Raw genomic sequence first — 16,561 nt, 5'->3', positions numbered from 1 at the left:
GTGATCGCTTTCGGTTGGATGGCTTTGATCGTTGCCGCTATGTGCCGGATGGGGGGCGCAAGGTCAAGCGGCGCAGCGCGGGCGCGGCGTTTCTCTTGGCTTTTCTGCCCAGTCGCACCTAGCCTTGCGCGCTATTGCAGGCCGGGCAGATCCAGTGTGACCCGGTTGCAGCCTCTCGGGGCCTTGGGGGCGTCGCGCAGGAGATCTGCGAGGCGGGTGTCGGGCCGGATCTCTCCGGACAGATTGATCCAGAGCTCGGAGAGAAGCTGGCGCGCGCCGTCCCGGCTGCATTTCACGCTCACCCGGTCGCCGGCGCCGGGGCCGAAGGCCCGGTCGAACACCCGGCGCAACTCTGCGGCGGAAATGGTCCGGCCGGCATTTGCGGCGAGGTAGGCTGCCACCGGAGAGCGGTTGATCTCGTCGAGAAGCTGAAGGCTGTCGTCGAAATATTCGTCGGCACCGCCTTTGGCCTGATAGCAGGTGCCGTGCTTGATCCATTCGTGGCGATGCAGGGCGCTCCGGGTGCCCGGCATGGCGCGGGCAAGGCTCGCAGCCGTTTCCCGGTCGATCTCCGGTTCGGGCAGGCGCTCCCAGTCCGATCGGCCATCCACGGCCTGAAGACCTGTGTCGACCCGGCAATATTCACGCTCGCGCGGCTGCGGCCACAATCCATGGAGGGAGAGTTGCCGGGCCGGATCACGCAGCTTGCCGGTGTTGAGCAACCGGCATTCGCGCGTTCCCGACCGGCCCTCGCAGAAGGCAGGAAGCCAGCTCAGGGCCAGAAGGTTCTCCGTGGATCCGGTAGCGTTCGTGCGGGCAGGGCGGGTTTGCGCGGCAGGGCGCTCCGGGGCTGCGGGGCGGGGCTTCGCCGAGGAAGCGGTTCCCGCTGCTTCGAAACAGGAGAGGGCGACCCAACGCTCTTCCGCTTGCGGGGCGCCGGGCACGATGACGAGGGCATGATCGCCGCCAGCCTTGTTGAGGCCCTTCAGGGCATAGACCTGACCCGGTGTCAGGCGCACAGCCCCGGGATTCGTGCTGCGCTTGAGGGATTGCAGGGCCTCGCAGGCACGGGCTGCGCGCAGCGTCCCCTCCTTGCGCAGTTGCGCGCTGGCCGGTGCGCCGGCGACGATCACGCTCAGGACCGTGGCCAGAAGGAGGGGGAGGGCGAAGGGGGCAGGGCGCGAGCGCATGAGGCAAGGGTCCGCAGGCGAAGAAAGGGGGTCTTCCCGCAGACTAGGCAGTCCTTGCGGGCCTGTGAAGGCTTGCCGCGCGCTCAGATGCGGAGTTCAGTCCTTGCCGAGCAGTTTCTTCAGCATGTCGGCCATGGGGCCGGAGGACGGAAGCTCCGGCTTGTGACCCTGCCGGGCCTGACGGATATGGCTCTGGGCCTTGGGCTTGGCTTGAGTTTGGGGCTGTGCTTTTGGAGAGGCAGAGACGGTATTGCTGTCCGTTTCCGCCTTGCCGCGCCGGGCCTTTTCCGGGTTCAGCGCCAGGGTCAGCTTGTTGGAGAACTGGCTGTCCTGACCTTCGGCCAGAAGATCCGCATTGTCGGCGATCTCGCGCAGCAGGGGCTCCAGCCACTCCCGGTCCACCTTGGCGAAGTCGCCGAGCACATAGTTGGAGACCAGCTTCTTGTCGCCGGGATGGCCAATGCCCAGACGCAGGCGGCGATAGGCATCGCCGATATGGGCGGTGATCGAACGCAGGCCATTGTGGCCGCCGTGACCGCCGCCGACCTTCATGCGGAACTTCGCGGGCGGCAGATCCAGCTCGTCGTAGATGACGAGCACGTCTGCGGGCTCCAGCTTGTAGAAGCGGATGGCCTCGCCAACGGAGCGGCCGCTGTCATTCATGAAGGTGGCGGGCTTGAGCAGGAGAACCTTCGAGGAGCCGACCCGGCCTTCGCTCACCTGTCCCTGAAACCGCAGCCGCCAGGGCGCGAAGTCGGAATGACGGCGATGGATCTCGTCGACGGCCATGAAACCGATGTTGTGGCGATTGTGCTCGTATTTCGCGCCCGGGTTTCCAAGGCCCACAATCAGCTTCATCTCGTTGCGCTCCATCCGGCTTCACAAAGCAAAAGACCGCTGACGAGCAGCGGTCCTTGGAGAAGGGAAGGCGGTGCCGCCTTCCCTTCGAACTGCAGAGGCAGAGAAGCCTATCAGGCTTCTTCGCCTTCCTCAGCTTCACCTTCGCTCTTCAGACCAGCCGGAGCGGCGATCGTGGCAACGGTGAAATCGCGATCCGTGATGGTCGGCTTGCAGCCGGCCGGCAGGGTGGTCGCGGAGATGTGGATGGAATCACCGAGGTTGACCGTGGACAGGTCGAAGTCGATGGATTCCGGAATGGCGGTCGCGGGGACAGTCATTTCCACGGTGTGGCGAACGATGTTCAGCACGCCGCCCTTCTTGAGGCCCGGGCAGGTTTCCTCGTTGAGGAAGTGAACCGGAACTTCAACGGTCAGGGTAGCGTCCTTGCCGACGCGCAGGAAGTCAACGTGAACCAGTTCGTCACGAACCGGATCCAGCTGGTAGTCCTTGGCGATCACGCGGTGCTTCTCACCGTCCACCTCGATGGTGGCGATGTGGGTCAGGAACCCGCCCTTGTGCAGGGCAATGGTGGTTTCCTTCACCGGAATGGTGATCGGCAGAGCCGGCTTCTTGTCACCGTAGATGACAGCGGGAATAAGACCTTCGCGACGCAGTGCACGAGCGGCCCCCTTGCCCACCCGGTCTCGTGCCGTTGCTTTCAGCTCAAAGCCGTTAGCCATGGCAAAACTCCTTCGGATGTAATGATAAGGACCGGCGTATCGTCGGGCGCGGGGCCCGAGGATCCGGGATCGGTCCAGATGCGCCTCCTCCAGGGGTGCAGGCGCAGGCGGGTCTATAGCGGAAAGCCGCCGCGAGTGCAAGGTCGCGACGGGCGCCGGTGTCACTCGGCTGGCAGCGCCTCGAGGGCGTCTTCCGGGCCGCTCAGAAGATGCTCGGCGGTAATCGCGCGCGGGGCGGCTTCCACCGGCTCCAGCTCTGCGAGGCCCGCGCCGGAGGGGGAGATCCCCATCGCCTCGAACTTCCGCGCCGACGGGAGAATGCGGCCTTCCAGGGAGCCGACGGCCTTGTTGTAGCGCTCCACGGTGGACTTCAGCGCCTTGCCAACGCCTGTCATGTGGTCGCCGAAGACGGCGATGCGGTCATAGAGCTCCTGGCCGAGATCCTTGATCTGCTGGGCGTTGCGGGTGATCTTTTCCTGCTGCCACCCATAGGCGATGGCCTTGACCAGGGCGATGAAGGTGGTGGGGGTGCAGATCAGCACCTTCTGCTTCAGGGCATTCTCGAAGATCGTCGGATCTTGGTCGATGGCGGCGGAATAGAAGGCCTCGCCGGGCACGAACATGACGACGAAGTCCGGCGCCTCGGTCAGCAGCTTCCAGTATTCCTTCGAACCGAGGTTCTTCACGTGGGCCTTCACATGGGCCACATGGGTAGCGATGTGGGCCTTGCGCTCGGTCTCGTCGGTGGCCTCTGCGGCGGCGAGATAGGCATCGAGCGGCGTCTTGGCATCGACGACGATGGACTTGCCGCCGGGCAGGCGCACGATCACGTCCGGGCGCAGGCGGCCATCCTCGTGATCGAAGCTCTGTTCCTCGACGAAATCGGCGTGTTCGCTCATTCCGGCCAGTTCCAGCACATTGCGGAGCTGGAATTCCCCCCAGCGGCCCCGGGTCTTGGGCTGGCGCAGGGCCTGCACCAGACGGCTGGTCTCCGTGCGCAGGTTTATCTGGCCTTCCGCCAGGTTGCGCACCTGTTCGGTGATCTGCTGGTAGGCGCCTTCGCGCACCTTTTCCAGATCGCCCACCTTGGTCTCGAACTTGGTCAGGCTTTCGCGCAAGGGCTGGACGAGGGTCTCGATGGCTTTCTGGCGCGCATCCAGATCGCTGGTCGCATTGGCCTTGTGTTGTTCGAATCGCTCGCTCACCAGCTTGAGGAAATGCTCGCTGCTGGCGCCGAGCGCCTTGCTGGCGAGGGCGGAAAATTCCGCTTCCATCTTCTTGTGGAACTCCTTGAGCTCGGCCAGCCGTTCCGCGTGCTGGCCGCGCTCGGCTTCCAGACGGGTCTTCAGGGTCGCGATCTCGGCCTTGAGGGCGGCTGCGGTGTCCTGAAGGGCCCGGCGTTCGCCTTCGAGGGCGGGAACCCGCTCCAGATGGGCACGGGCGGCGGCGAGATCGGCAAGGGCGGCCTGACGGCTCTCGCTGGTCTCTTCCAGACGCTGCTGGAGCGTGAGGCTGGTGGTGCGCTGCTCGAGGAGCGCCTCATGGGCGGAGGCAAGCGCTTGGCTCTTTGGCCGCATGCCCACGAGCCAGGTCAGGAAGGCAGCGGCAAGGGCTGCGGCCAGCGCGGTCAGGCTCAGGGCCGGAAGGTCCGGCCAGACAAGAAGAAGGTCTGAAATCATGGTCTCGAAAGGTCACAAGGCAAGGAATGAATGGGTGTTTCAGGCGTGCAGCCGACTTGAGGGCGGGACACGGCACGCGGCGGTTCGCGAGAGCGAAGGCTGAACCCTAGGAGGTTTGCGCGGGGCGCCGCAAGCTGGAAGTGTGCTGGGTCCACCGGTCAGCTGCAGGCTGAAACAAGGAAGCCGGCCCCATGGGAGCCGGCTTCTGAAAGGTGCAGGTCTGGTCCGGGATCAGCCGGTCAGCTGAAGAGGCTGGACACCGACTTTTCGAGCGCGGTGCGATTGATGGCCTCACCGATCAGCGGCGCGATGGAGATCGTGCGGATGTTCGGGGCGGCGGTGATCGCAGCGGTCGGCTCGATGGAGTTGGTGATCACCAGTTCCTTGAGCTTGGAGGAGGAGACGCGGGCGACCGCGCCACCGGAAAGAACGCCGTGGGTGATGTAGGCGGTCACCGACTTGGCGCCCTTGTTCAGGAGGGCCTCGGCGGCGTTGCACAGGGTGCCGCCGCTGTCGACGATGTCGTCGACGAGAATGCAGTCAAAGCCTTCGACGTCGCCGATGATGTTCATCACCTCGGATTCCCCAGGCTTGTCGCGGCGCTTGTCGACGATGGACAGCGGAGCCTCGATGCGCTTTGCCAGCGCACGGGCACGCACCACGCCGCCCACGTCCGGGGATACGACCATCACGTTGTCGGTGGCGTAACGCTCCTTGATGTCGCGGGTCATGACCGGCGCGGCAAAGAGGTTGTCGGTCGGCAGGTCGAAGAAGCCCTGGATCTGGCCGGCGTGCAGGTCGAGCGTGAGAACACGGTCGGCACCGGCTTCGGTGATCAGATTGGCGACGAGCTTGGCCGAGATGGGCGTGCGGCCGGAGGCGCGACGGTCCTGGCGGGCATAGCCGAAATAGGGGACCACGGCGGTGATGCGACGGGCGGAGGAGCGGCGCAGCGCATCAATGATGATGAGCAGCTCCATCAAGTGGTCGTTTGCCGGGTAGCTGGTGGATTGCACGACGAAGACGTCTTCGCCACGCACGTTTTCCTGAATCTCGACGAAAATTTCCTGGTCGGCGAAGCGGCGGACCTGGCACTTGGCCAGCGGCACTTCGAGATATTTGGAAATTTCCTCAGCGAGGGCGCGATTGGAGTTGCCCGCGACGATTTTCATTGGCCGCATGTCCTTCTGGTGCGACACCGGGCGCCACGATCCGAGTGGATCGAAGGACGGCCGGACCGGATCCCTGATGAGTTGATGCCGTGCGTTTCTTGAGTGCGCCGGTCTGCCTGGTTGGGTGCGGCGGCGTTTTAACAATCAAGTCCTGTTCCGACAACCGGGAGTCTTGCCGGAAGAGGCGGATTTTCGAAATTAATTAACGGAGCGCCCCGGTTTGCCGGCTCAGGGCGATCCGTCTCCCGATGCGAACCGGTTTAAGGACGCGGGCTCTTCAGCCACGCATCGATCTCGACCACCGTGCGCTTGGCGATTCGGCGCAACGCATCGCCGTCTGCGGCCTCCCACGGATCTCCCGAAACGCCATCGGCGACCTCGGTGCCGGAGAAGCGCTTCAGCCGGTTGCCGCCCGCATCGACGATGTCGAAGACATAGAAGAGGCTCGAGGACGAGGGATCGGCGGTGGCCGACAGATATCCGTTCACCCGGTAGGTCGCGGCAGCACCCACCCGGCGCACCAGAACCAGCCCCTGGCGGTGGGCCTCGGTGCCGATCTCGCGCGACAGTTCGTCGGCGATGTTGCCCGGAGCGCCGGTGAAGGGCTCGAAGGCGAAGGTAACCGGTCCGCTCTGGGGCGTGGTGGCCGTGCCCGGGCGCTGCAGGGCAGGGGCGGGGGATCCGATCAGCGTGGGCGGTTCCGGCCGGTTCTGGCAGGCGGCCAGAAGGAGGGCTGCGGCGGCAAGGCCCGCCAGGCGAAGGGAGGTGGAAAGAGGCATGGCCACGCGAATGGTCCGTCCTGTCATCTGGGGTCGGCGGTTGTCGGCGGTCCGCAGGCCTGAATCGGCCCTGGCCCCCGCAAGAGATTGCAAAAGCTTTAGCCCGAGTTGAGCGCGAGGTCGAGAGGAAGTCGGGAAAGACACTCCGCTTCCCCCGGTCCCGTCAGATAGCTGCGTCCGAGGGTCACGGCGGTGTCGGTGGCCGAATCCATCAGGACCACGTGGAGGAAGAGTACCATTCCCGGTTCGATCAGGGTCTCGTTGTCCCGATAGGCGATGGGGGCATCCATCCAGCTGGGGGCAAAGCGGGCGCCCAGGGAGTAGCCACAGGTGTTCAGCCGATGGGGCATCATGTCATGGGCATCGATGACGGCGGCATGGGCCAGGAACAGATCGGAGAAGCTGGTTCCCGCGGTCAGTCTGGCTTCCATGGCGCTCAGGGCCTCGCGGGCAACGGCCTCCATGTCCTGCCAGCGCCGGGTCGGCGGACCGATGGGCAGGGTGCGCATGTGGGCCGCATGGTAGCGCCGGAAGGCGCCGGCCCATTCGAGGGTCAGCTGATCGCTGTCCGCGAGAGAGCGCCTGCCCGAATGGGACCGCACGAGCAGGGCGTCGCGGCCCGAACCGATGACGAAGTCATTGGCTGCATAGTCGCCCCCGCCCGCCAGCACCGCGCCCTGCAGGGCGGCCAAGATGTCGGCCTCGTTGGCGCCAGGCCGGATCAGCGGCAAGGCGGTCTCCAGGGCCGTGTCGGCAAGATCGGCGGCCTTGCGCACATAGACCAGCTCCTCGGCCGACTTCACCGCCCTGAGCGAGGGAACGAGAGAGGAGGTGTCGCGCAGGTCGGCGAAGCTGGTGAGCTGCTCCTGCAAGGCCAGCGCGATGGCGCCGGTCATGCCGTGGCTGTCGAATTCCACCCCGAGCCGCGTGCCCAGAAGATCGAGGGAAAAGAGCAGTTCCTTCAGCTGCCCGACCGGATCGGCATGGCCCCGGTCCACCCAGATGCGGATGTCGGAGATGTTGGAGGTATGGCGCGCCTGCCGCTGGTCGGCGGAGCGGGTCAGCAGGACCTTGCGGCCGTCCCGCGTCACGACAAGGCACTGGAAGAAGCAGAAGCCGAAGGTCTCGTAGCCGGTGAGCCAGTAGAGGCTTTCCTGGGCAAAGAGCAGCAGCGCGTCGAGCTTTTCCGCCGCCATGCGGTCTGTCAGCCGCTGCATGCGGGCGGAGAATTCCTCTTCCGTGAAATGCAGCGCCATGGGTCTCTCCGGGTGGGATGGCCTCTCAGGCCGGGGACGGGCTGGTGAGTGCGATGGCCGACAGGAGGCGGCCGTAATCGGGTTCGGAGCGGTGGGTCGAGCGGCGATAGGAGTAGAATTCCTCCTCGCCCGCATAGGTGCAGCGATCGAGAGACAGGGCGGTGCCTGCTCCGGCAGCCTCGAGCCGATGGACGATGAAGTTCGGCAGGTCGAACATGAAATGGGTCTCGCGGGCCGAGGGGCTGAAGAAGCGGAGGTAGGCCTCATCCTCTTCGGCGAATCGGGCGCGAAACTCCGGTCCGACCTCATAGGCGGTGGCGGAGATCGTGGGGCCGAGGACCGCGACCACATTCGCCCGGTTGGCGCCGAGCGCTTCCATGGCCGCAAGCGTGTTTTCCAGAATGCCGCCGATCGCGCCCTTCCAGCCCGCGTGCGCCGCGCCGATGACACCGGCCCCGGGATCGGCGAAGAGCACCGGGCCGCAGTCGGCGGTGGCAATGCCCAGGATCAGGTCGGGTCGATCGGTCACCAGCCCATCCGCGCGGCGGTCCTCGCCCTCGGCAAAGGGACGCGACACGGTGAGCACATCGGCGGAGTGGATCTGGTGTGCGGTGACGAGGCGGTCGACGGGCAGGGCGAAGCGTTCGGCCGCACGGGCGCGGTTTTCCTGCACATGGGCCGGATGGTCGGACGAGCCGAGGCCGATGTTCAGCCCCTCGTAGATGCCCTTGGACACTCCGCCCTTGCGGGAGAAGAAGCCGTGGGAAATGCCCTCAAGGTTCAGCTCGGAAGCGACGATCATTCTGTTTTCATAACTCCATGGGGCCAGGCTCCAATGACCGGACCGTCGGCGTGCCAGTGCAGCCCCCGTCACTTGCCTGTCTCTAGCCCAATCTCTGGCCAGTTTCTGGCCCTGTCTTTTGCTGAGTCTCTGGCCGAGATCCATCGCTGCGGATCGGCCGGGGCCTCTGCGGGTCAGGCCCTGTCGAAGGGGGGCAGGGCGGCGCCAGTCTGACTGATCGCCAGCACTTTGAAAAGACTGCCCATCTGGTCGGGGGCGGCGAGACGCTCGACCGCGTCGCGGATCTCGTCCTGCTCGGATAGGGACTTGCCGGTGCCAAGAGCGCCGGCGCGTTCCAGCAGGCCGAGCCGCAGAAGGAACTCGCCCTGTTCAAGTGGCGGGTGCGCCTTCGCGCCTCCGGCACGGGCGGCCTGGGCCAGCGCCTCGAAATTCACGTGAGCGGTCAGGTCGGCGTCACCGGGGCATTCGAACACGTCCACATAGGCATGGTCCTGCAGGGCCTGAAGCGTGTCGCCGGGCGCGCTGCGCAGATAACCGTAATCCACTGCAAGCGCACAGCCGCCGTCCGCCGCGATCCGGGTGCCGAGCTGCTGCATGATGGCATTGGCGGCCGGCTGGGTTTCCAGGATCGATCCCGGGGGCGACGCCCGCAGCAGGGGGGGCAGCAGGGCCTCGTCGAGGGCATCCTGCCCGGCTCCGAAGACGAAGCGGTCTTGCCCGTCCAGCCCGACGAGCCTTTCGCGCCAGCCCCCCGGGGTGCGGACGAACTGGTGGATCGGCAGGGCATCGAAGAATTCATTGGCGACCACAAGGAGCGGCCCCTCGGGCAGGTCCTCGATGCGGTCTACATGGGTGACGGCCAGGGGCGCGTCGTCCAGCGTCCGGCGCTGGGTGTCGCGCAGCTCCGCGCTGGTCTCCACCATCACCAGCCGTGCGGCCTGAAGGAAGGCTGGGCGAAGGCGCGCGGTGCGCAGGATGTCGGCCATGAGAGTGCCCCGGCCGGGGCCAAGCTCGGCGAGGACGAAAGGAGAGGGGCGGCCAAGACTTTCCCAGGCGGAGAGCAGGAAGGCGCCGATCAGCTCGCCGAACATCTGGCTGACTTCGGGTGCCGTGATGAAGTCGCCCTCCCGGCCGAAGGGCGGCTTCGTCATGTAATAGCCGTCCGCCGGGTCGGCGAGGCAGGTGGCCATGTAGTCGGCGACCGTGATCGGCCCCTGGGCGCGGATGCGGTCCTTGAGCCTGCGGGCCAGCGGGGTGTCGGTCATGGGGCGCTCTCCCTCCGGATCAGGGCTTGCGCCGGGACGACCAGACCATCACCGCGATGCCGGTGAGGATCATCGGCAGGGAGAGGAGCATGCCCATGGTCAGGAAGCCGGAGAGATAGCCGATCTGGGCGTCGGGCACCCGGTAGAATTCAACGAAGCTGCGCGCAAGCCCGTAGCCGCAGACAAAGGCGCCGGCCAGGAAGCCGGGGGAGCGCAGCTTGCCGAGACGCCAGACGAGAAGGGCCAGCACGGCAAAGAGCACGACACCTTCGAGGCCGGCCTCATAGAGCTGGCTGGGATGGCGCGGCTCCGGGCCGCCATTGGGGAAGACAATGGCCCAGGGCACGTCGGTCGGACGGCCCCAGAGCTCGGAGTTGATGAAGTTGGCCAGTCGCCCGAAGAAAAGGCCGATGGGGGCGGCAGCGCCGGCGAGGTCGAAGAGGCGCCACAGGGAGAGGCCTCGCCGGTGGGCGAAGAGCACCATGGCGAAGACCGTGCCGAGGAAGCCGCCATGGAAGGACATGCCGCCGGTCCAGACCGCCGGAATCTCGAGCGGATGGCTGAGGTAATAGGCCGGATTGTAGAATACCACGTAGCCGAGGCGGCCGCCGAGGATGATGCCGAGGGTTGCCCAGACCACGAAGTCGTCCAGATCGAGCGGCGTCGGGCGCGGGCTTGCGTCCCACAGCCGGTCCCGGGTGACCAGAAGGCGCATGTAGCGCCAGGCCAGGATGATGCCGGCGATATAGGCCAGCGCATACCAGCGGATCGCGAAGGGGCCGACTTCCAGGATGACCGGATCGATCATCGGAAAGGGAAGCGCGAGAAGCGGCATCAGGATCTCCTGGTTCTTGCGTGCCTGACCCGGTAGGCGGGCTGCGGTCGACCTGCGATAAATTGACGAGAAGGCGAAAGCAAGGCCCAGAGCCTGCTTGAAGTCGGGCGCAAAGGCACATAGGTGTCTAGTCAGAGTACTGAGGCCCCCGGACCGGGGGCGTGACCCGCGCGGACAGAGCTTCCCCCTGTCGCGGCGCTCGCCAAGGACACCAAGCCATGACCCAGGGCCCCAACCGCCTGTTCGACGATTTCGCCAAGCTCATGACCGATGCGGCCGGAATGGCCCAGGGCGCGCGCCGGGAGGTGGAGACCGCCTTCCGCGCCCAGGCCGAGCGTTTCCTTTCCGACATGGACCTCGTGACCAAGGAAGAGCACGAGGCGGTGAAGGACATGGCCGTACGCGCGCTGGACCGGGTGGAAGAGCTGGAAGCCCGTCTGGCGGCGCTGGAATCCGCGGCCAAGCCGGCCAAGGCCGCGCGCAAGGGCAAGGATGAAGCGGACGCCTGAGGCGGTTGCCGCTGTTGCGGAGGAGACTCCGGTCATTGACGAGGGGTCGCGGCTATATCCGGGCGCGGCCCCTTGTCCATTTTCAGACCTTACTCGAGTGCAGCGCGATAGAGGACGGATTCGCTTCACGAAACAGTGCGAGATCCCTGTTGACCTATCGGGAGATCGTCCACAGTATTGTCCTGTCGGATCCTCGGCGGCGATATCGGTGAAAGGGCACGTGCATCTATACTTGATCCCGGAAGGGATTCGTCATGGGACCCGGCGCAGCCGTCGAGCGCCTTTCCCCAGGACGGCCAGGGGACCTTTACTGCCAGCCCCGCATTCGGACGTGTTTTTCCCCGTGTCCGAAGGGTGGCGGTCCGCGAGAGGAGAGGTTCATGAGCCTCATCGAGATCGAATTCGAGCGCCCCGGCAATCCCGTCGACACGATCGAAACCGTCGCCTCCATCAATGACTGGACCTTCGAACGGTCCGAAGACGACGAGATCACCATCTCCGTCGGCGGCAACTGGTGCGACTACCACATCTCCTTCTCCTGGATGGAAGAGGTCGAGGCGCTGCATCTGGCAAGCGCCTTCGATCTCAAGGTCACCGAGCAGCGCAAGGGCGAGGTCATCAAGCTGATGGCACTCGTGAACGAGCAGCTCTGGATGGGCCATTTCGACCTGTGGACACAGGAATCCCTCGTGATGTTCCGCCAGTCCCTGCTGCTGGCAGGCGGGGCGGAAGCCAATCCGGCGCAGATCGAAGGCATGCTGGCCAATGCGCTGGACAGCTGCGAGCGGTTTTACCAATCCTTCCAGTTCGTTGTCTGGGCTGGCAAAAGTGCTATAGAGGCTCTGGAAACAGCACTTTTCGAAACCGCAGGCGAAGCATGATTTTCAACAAGGAACGTCCTTTCCTTCTGGTCGGTGCCGGCCGGATGGGTGGTGCAATGCTGGCCGGATGGATCGCCCGAGGCGTCGATCCGGCCTCTCTCGTCGTGAGCGATCCCTCTCCGGCCCCGGACATGGCGGCCTTCCTCGCCGAAAACGGGATCCGTCACGTGACCACTGTTCCGGAGGATCTGGCGCCGGCCCTGGTGCTGGTGGCGGTGAAGCCCCAGCTGATGGACAAGGTTCTGCCGGGTCTGAAGCCCGCCGTGCGGCCGGACACGGTCATCCTGTCGGTCGCCGCCGGGACGCCGATTACCACCTTCGAGGCCGCTTTCGGCCCGGTGCCTGTCGCCCGTGCCATGCCCAACACGCCGGCCATGGTTTCGCGAGGCATCACCGCAGTCTATCCGACCGATCGGGTGACAGACGCCCAGAAGGACACCATCGGCACCCTGCTTCAGGCGGTGGGCAAGGTGGTCTGGCTCGATAGCGAAGACCAGATCGACAGTGTCACCGCCATCAGCGGTTCGGGCCCGGCCTATGTCTTCTATCTTGCCGAATGCCTGACAGAGGCTGCCCGCTCCCTGGGTCTGCCCGACGATGTTGCCCGTGATCTGGCCGAGGCGACCGTATCGGGCGCCGGGGAACTGATGCATCAGTCGAGCGACACGCCTGCCGTGCTGCGTCAGAACGTCACCTCGCCCAATGGCACCACGGCCGCCGCGCTGGAGGTTCTCATGGCTGACGATGGCCTCAAGCCCCTGATGCGCAAGGCGGCCGAGGCCGCGCACAGGCGCGCCCAGGAACTGGCCGCAGGCTGACCTGACGTCCCCTCTGCGACAGAGCCTTTCAGGCCGCTCTTCCCATTCCGGGCGAGCGGCCTATTCTTTTTGCCAGAGAGCGTCCGCGAGCCGGGATCAGCTTTGCGGAGATCGGCCTGCTGCAGCATGGAGAAGTGTTTCATGGCTCCCACCAAGTCTTCCGGGAAATCCTCCGGCCCTGACACCCGCCAGATCGTGACCGCCTATCTGGGGCTTCTGGCGGAAGGCCCGCTGGAAGAGGCCACGCTTGGCCGGCTGGCCGAGCGGGCGGAGATCAGCCTTGGCGATCTGCGGGCGCGGTTTTCCGGCCGCGCGGCCCTGATTGCCGCCTTCGCCGCCATGATCGACGAGGAGGTTCTGGCAGAGCGGGATCCGGACATGGCGGGTCAGCCTGCCCATGACCGGCTCTTTGACGTGCTCATGACCCGGCTCGACAAGCTGGAGCCCTACAAGGAGGGGATTCGTTCCCTGATGGCGGGAGTGCGCCGGGATCCGGCGCTGGCGCTCGAGGTCAACTGCATTGCCGTGCGCTCGCAGGCCTGGATGCTGACGGCCGCCGGGATTTCCCTTCCCGGGCTGCGGGGATCGCTGGTGACCCAGGGGCTGGCGGTGTCCTTCGCCAAGGTCGTGGCCACGTGGCTGGCGGAAGAGGATCCGGGCATGCCCCGGACCATGGCGAAGCTCGACCGGGAGCTGGATCGGGGTGAAGACTGGCTGAAGCGTCTCGACAAGGCCGAGGTTCTCGCCGGTCGTCTCGGCCGTCTGGCCTGCCGCCTGCGCAAGGCGGGGCGGCGCATGTCGTCGAAGCGCCGACCGCGCTGGGCGGAGGAAACCGATCTGGGAACCGGTGTCCCGGGCGACGATGCGGTGGCCGGAGCCTGAAGTCAGGCTGTCTTCCGTCGTTGCCTTGCGGACACATGCGCCGGGCAAGTCTTTCAGGCCGCCTTGCACCTGCGGGGCGGGCTTGCCATTGTCGGGTCACAACTGACAATGACAGGTGGAATGACCCGTGAGCGACACGACCGACAAGGCAGCCAGTGCAACGATCACCTTCGACGATTTCATGAAGGTGGATATCCGGGTCGGCCGGGTGGTGGAGGCGGAGGTCTTCAAGGAAGCCCGCAAGCCCGCCTACAAGATGATGATCGATTTCGGCCCCGATATCGGGGTCCGCAAATCCTCCGCCCAGATCACGAAACATTATCTCCCTGAGGAGTTGATCGGCCGCCGGGTGATGGCGGTTGTCAATTTTCCGCCGCGCCAGATCGGGCCGATCAAGTCCGAGGTTCTGACCCTTGGCGTCCCGGACGAGGAGGGAGAGGTGGTTCTCGTCGTGCCGGACAAGGATGTGCCGATCGGCGGGCGCCTGTTCTAGGCATGGGCGCTGAGATCCCCGTCCTCACCACGCCCCGGCTTGTTCTGCGCGCGCAGACGGTCGAGGACTGGCCGCGTTATCTCGCCTTCATGCAGAGCGATCGGGCCCGGTTCATGGGTGGCCCCTATGATGTCTTCGGGGCCTGGGCCCTCTTCACCGGTGACCTTGCCCAGTGGCCGCTCTTCGGTCATGGCGGCCTGATGATCGACGAGCGCGCGACCGGGCGCTGCGTGGGGCAGGTGGGGATCAACCACGGGCCGCTGTTTCCCGAAAAGGAACTCGGCTGGATGCTCTACGAGGGCTTCGAGGGCAAGGGATATGCGCTGGAAGCGGCCTCGGCGCTGCGGCACTGGGGCTTTACGCAGTTCGGACTGGAGACCCTCGTTTCCTACATCGATCCGGAGAACGCGGCCTCGCGGCGCCTCGCCGAGCGGCTTGGCGCCGTGCTCGACTCGAGTGCCCCGCGAAACGCGCCGGATGATCTGGTCTACCGGCACCCGCGCCCCTGATTTCCGGGAATGGGGGGCGCTGTCGCTTCTCGCTTCTCGCCTCGCGCTGGTCATCCCGGATCAAGTCCGGCAATGACGGCGGAGAGGCAAAGAACGGTCCCGCACCGGCCTTTCCGCCGTCCCGGACGCAGCGCAAGCGGAGATCCGGGACCTCGAAACCGACGTGCGTATGGATCTTCGGGAGAAGAGTGGGTCCCGGCTCAGGGCCGGGACGGCGCGGAGAGAAGGGCGATGCTTCGAGAGTACCCTCTCGGTCGTCATCAACTCTGTCTTTGGGCCTTCACCCGGAAATGCGGTCCTCTCTGGCAATGCCCTCCCACCGTCATCCCCGGTCGAGCCGGGGATGACGGTGGGAGGGCCTGAGGCTGTTGCGGCATGCTGCGGTTGGCAGGGGGCGGGGGGCGTGGCGATGGCTTACGCATTCCGGGAAGCCTGCGCAGGCAGGCCTGACGTCTGAAGGCGCCGAAACGTGCCTCAGGCCGGGAGCCCTACGCACACCCATCTTGCCTCAGGCCGGCAGCCTGACGCGGGCGCGGAGGCCGCCGAGCGGGCTGTCTTCCAGATAGATCTCGCCGCCGTGGCTGCGGGCGATGTCGCGGGCAATGGCCAGGCCGAGCCCGCTGCCGGACAGGTCCTGATTGCGCGCCTCGTCGAGGCGGTGGAAGGGGCGGAAGGCGTCGTCGCGGCTGGAGGCGGGAATACCGGGGCCATCGTCGTCGATCGTCACCGTGAGCCAGCCCTGACGCAGGATGCCGTGAACCTCCACCCGGCCGCCGAACTTGGAGGCGTTGGTGATCAGGTTCGACAGGCAGCGCTTCATCGCATTGCGGCGCAGGGGGATCATCGGCTCGCCCTCGTAGCGGGCGCGAATGTCGGTGCCGGAGATCTCCGCCTCCTCCTCGAGTTCCTCGAGCATGAGCGCCATGTCGGTTTCGACCACGGCCTCATCCCCGTCGCCACGAGCGAAGGCGAGATAATCCTCCAGCATGTGGGTCATCTCGTTGACGTCGCGCTTCATGCCCTCGGTCTCTGATCCGCCTGGCAGGAGCGCGAGCTGCAGGCGGAAACGGGTGAGGATGGTGCGCAGGTCATGGCTGACCCCGGCCAGCATGGTGGTGCGCTGCTCGATCTGGCGTTCGATGCGCCGACGCATCTCGATGAAGGCATGGGAGGCCTGGCGAACCTCGCGGGCGCCGGAGGGGCGCAGCCGGTCGGTCGGACGGCCCTTGCCGAAGCTCTCGGCGGCCTCGGCCAGACGCACGACCGGGCGGATCTGGTTGCGCAGGAAGAGCATGGCGATCACCACCAGGACCAGCGAGGTGGTGAACATCCAGACCAGGAAGATGTGAGAGTTGGAGGCAAATGTCTGGCTGCGGCGGGCAAAGACGCGCAGCACATGGTCCTTGAGCTGGATGCGGATCTCGACAAAGCGCGCATTGCCCACCGTGTCGATCCAGAAGGGCTTGCCGATGGTCGTGCTGATGGCCCGGCTCAGTCCCTGGTCGATGACGTCGAAATAGGGTTTCGGCGTCGGGGGCGGCAGCGGCTCGGGCGGGAGGACGGTGGCCGAAAGCCCCAGGACCTCCGACCCCATGCGCTCGACCAGGGTGAAGTCGCTTCCGAGGTCCAGATTCTCCAGAATGAACACCATGGAGGCGATCTCGCGCACCACCGCTTCGGACATGCGGCGGGAGACCAGATCGTAGTGGCGTTCCATGAAGACGAAGACGAGCACCGACTGCAGGATGATGATGGGCAGAAGGATGATCAGGAGGGCGCGGGTGTAGAGCCGCTTCGGTCCGATGGCATGAAGGGCACGGGCCACGACCTCATAGATGTGGGCCAGCGGGCGCAAGGGGCGCGGCAGACTGGAAAGAAACCGGTTGAAATTGGCCATGAGGCGCCCGCGCT

At 65.8% G+C, this 16,561-nt stretch carries 17 protein-coding genes; 6 read left to right on the top strand and 11 right to left on the bottom strand.

Annotated elements, in window-relative coordinates; translation table 11 throughout:
• Nucleotides 1–131 precede the first annotated feature (131 nt).
• The 10 genes from FR728_RS11395 to lgt all read right to left on the bottom strand — a co-directional run bounded on the left by FR728_RS11395 (nt 132) and on the right by lgt (nt 10,558).
• Nucleotides 132–1,190: a ribonuclease T2 family protein gene (locus tag FR728_RS11395; RefSeq protein ID WP_149892775.1), complete on the bottom strand. Its 1,059-nt coding sequence runs from the start codon at nt 1,188–1,190 to the stop codon at nt 132–134.
• Between the two features lie 96 nt (nt 1,191–1,286).
• A complete protein-coding gene (gene pth / locus FR728_RS11390; RefSeq protein WP_149892774.1) occupies nt 1,287–2,048 on the bottom strand; it encodes an aminoacyl-tRNA hydrolase in 762 nt (253 codons plus the stop codon).
• A gap of 113 nt (nt 2,049–2,161) precedes the next feature.
• Complete coding sequence (locus FR728_RS11385; RefSeq protein WP_149892773.1) at nt 2,162–2,770, bottom strand: 50S ribosomal protein L25/general stress protein Ctc; 609 nt, start codon at nt 2,768–2,770, stop codon at nt 2,162–2,164.
• Between the two features lie 161 nt (nt 2,771–2,931).
• Nucleotides 2,932–4,449 (bottom strand): DNA recombination protein RmuC, encoded by a 1,518-nt coding sequence (locus FR728_RS11380; protein WP_208998781.1) that lies wholly within the window; start codon nt 4,447–4,449, stop codon nt 2,932–2,934.
• A 239-nt stretch (nt 4,450–4,688) separates the two neighbouring features.
• On the bottom strand, nt 4,689–5,621 hold the full coding sequence (locus tag FR728_RS11375; protein ID WP_149892772.1) for a ribose-phosphate pyrophosphokinase: 933 nt from the start codon (nt 5,619–5,621) through the stop codon (nt 4,689–4,691).
• Between the two features lie 260 nt (nt 5,622–5,881).
• A complete protein-coding gene (locus tag FR728_RS11370) occupies nt 5,882–6,400 on the bottom strand; it encodes a hypothetical protein (RefSeq protein WP_149893117.1) in 519 nt (172 codons plus the stop codon).
• A 98-nt stretch (nt 6,401–6,498) separates the two neighbouring features.
• The gene (locus FR728_RS11365; RefSeq protein WP_149892771.1) at nt 6,499–7,656 is read right to left on the bottom strand and encodes a M24 family metallopeptidase; all 1,158 of its coding nucleotides are present in this window, start codon (nt 7,654–7,656) and stop codon (nt 6,499–6,501) included.
• Nucleotides 7,657–7,681: 25 nt separating this feature from the next.
• On the bottom strand, nt 7,682–8,458 hold the full coding sequence (gene pgeF / locus FR728_RS11360) for a peptidoglycan editing factor PgeF (protein ID WP_149892770.1): 777 nt from the start codon (nt 8,456–8,458) through the stop codon (nt 7,682–7,684).
• A 173-nt stretch (nt 8,459–8,631) separates the two neighbouring features.
• The gene (locus FR728_RS11355) at nt 8,632–9,723 is read right to left on the bottom strand and encodes a class I SAM-dependent methyltransferase (RefSeq protein ID WP_149892769.1); all 1,092 of its coding nucleotides are present in this window, start codon (nt 9,721–9,723) and stop codon (nt 8,632–8,634) included.
• Between the two features lie 19 nt (nt 9,724–9,742).
• Nucleotides 9,743–10,558 (bottom strand): prolipoprotein diacylglyceryl transferase, encoded by an 816-nt coding sequence (gene lgt / locus FR728_RS11350; protein ID WP_149892768.1) that lies wholly within the window; start codon nt 10,556–10,558, stop codon nt 9,743–9,745.
• Between the two features lie 218 nt (nt 10,559–10,776).
• Between lgt and FR728_RS11345 the strand changes: the two genes are divergently transcribed.
• The 6 genes from FR728_RS11345 to FR728_RS11320 all read left to right on the top strand — a co-directional run bounded on the left by FR728_RS11345 (nt 10,777) and on the right by FR728_RS11320 (nt 14,650).
• Nucleotides 10,777–11,067, top strand: a complete 291-nt coding sequence (locus FR728_RS11345; RefSeq protein WP_149892767.1) for an accessory factor UbiK family protein — start codon at nt 10,777–10,779, stop codon at nt 11,065–11,067.
• Between the two features lie 380 nt (nt 11,068–11,447).
• Complete coding sequence (locus FR728_RS11340) at nt 11,448–11,948, top strand: type III secretion system chaperone family protein (RefSeq protein WP_149892766.1); 501 nt, start codon at nt 11,448–11,450, stop codon at nt 11,946–11,948.
• Nucleotides 11,945–12,766 (top strand): pyrroline-5-carboxylate reductase, encoded by an 822-nt coding sequence (proC, locus tag FR728_RS11335; RefSeq protein WP_149892765.1) that lies wholly within the window; start codon nt 11,945–11,947, stop codon nt 12,764–12,766. Before FR728_RS11340 ends, proC begins: the two co-directional genes overlap by 4 nt.
• 141 nt (nt 12,767–12,907) lie before the next feature.
• Nucleotides 12,908–13,648, top strand: coding sequence for a TetR/AcrR family transcriptional regulator (locus tag FR728_RS11330; protein WP_188318881.1), 741 nt, complete (start codon nt 12,908–12,910; stop codon nt 13,646–13,648).
• A 127-nt stretch (nt 13,649–13,775) separates the two neighbouring features.
• On the top strand, nt 13,776–14,141 hold the full coding sequence (locus FR728_RS11325) for a tRNA-binding protein (RefSeq protein ID WP_280115340.1): 366 nt from the start codon (nt 13,776–13,778) through the stop codon (nt 14,139–14,141).
• A gap of 2 nt (nt 14,142–14,143) precedes the next feature.
• Entirely contained in the window at nt 14,144–14,650 is a 507-nt protein-coding gene (locus FR728_RS11320) for a GNAT family N-acetyltransferase (protein WP_149892764.1), read from the top strand.
• Nucleotides 14,651–15,158: 508 nt separating this feature from the next.
• Here FR728_RS11320 and FR728_RS11315 read toward each other — a convergent pair.
• On the bottom strand, nt 15,159–16,547 hold the full coding sequence (locus tag FR728_RS11315) for an ATP-binding protein (protein ID WP_149892763.1): 1,389 nt from the start codon (nt 16,545–16,547) through the stop codon (nt 15,159–15,161).
• Between the last annotated feature and the right edge of the window lie 14 nt (nt 16,548–16,561).

Origin of the sequence: Roseibium aestuarii (genome assembly GCF_008477545.1) — a bacterium.
Taxonomy (GTDB): Bacteria; Pseudomonadota; Alphaproteobacteria; order Rhizobiales; family Stappiaceae; genus Roseibium; species Roseibium aestuarii.
The sequence above is the reverse complement of the archived record's forward strand: the minus strand, read 5'-3'. Positions and strand labels throughout refer to the sequence as shown.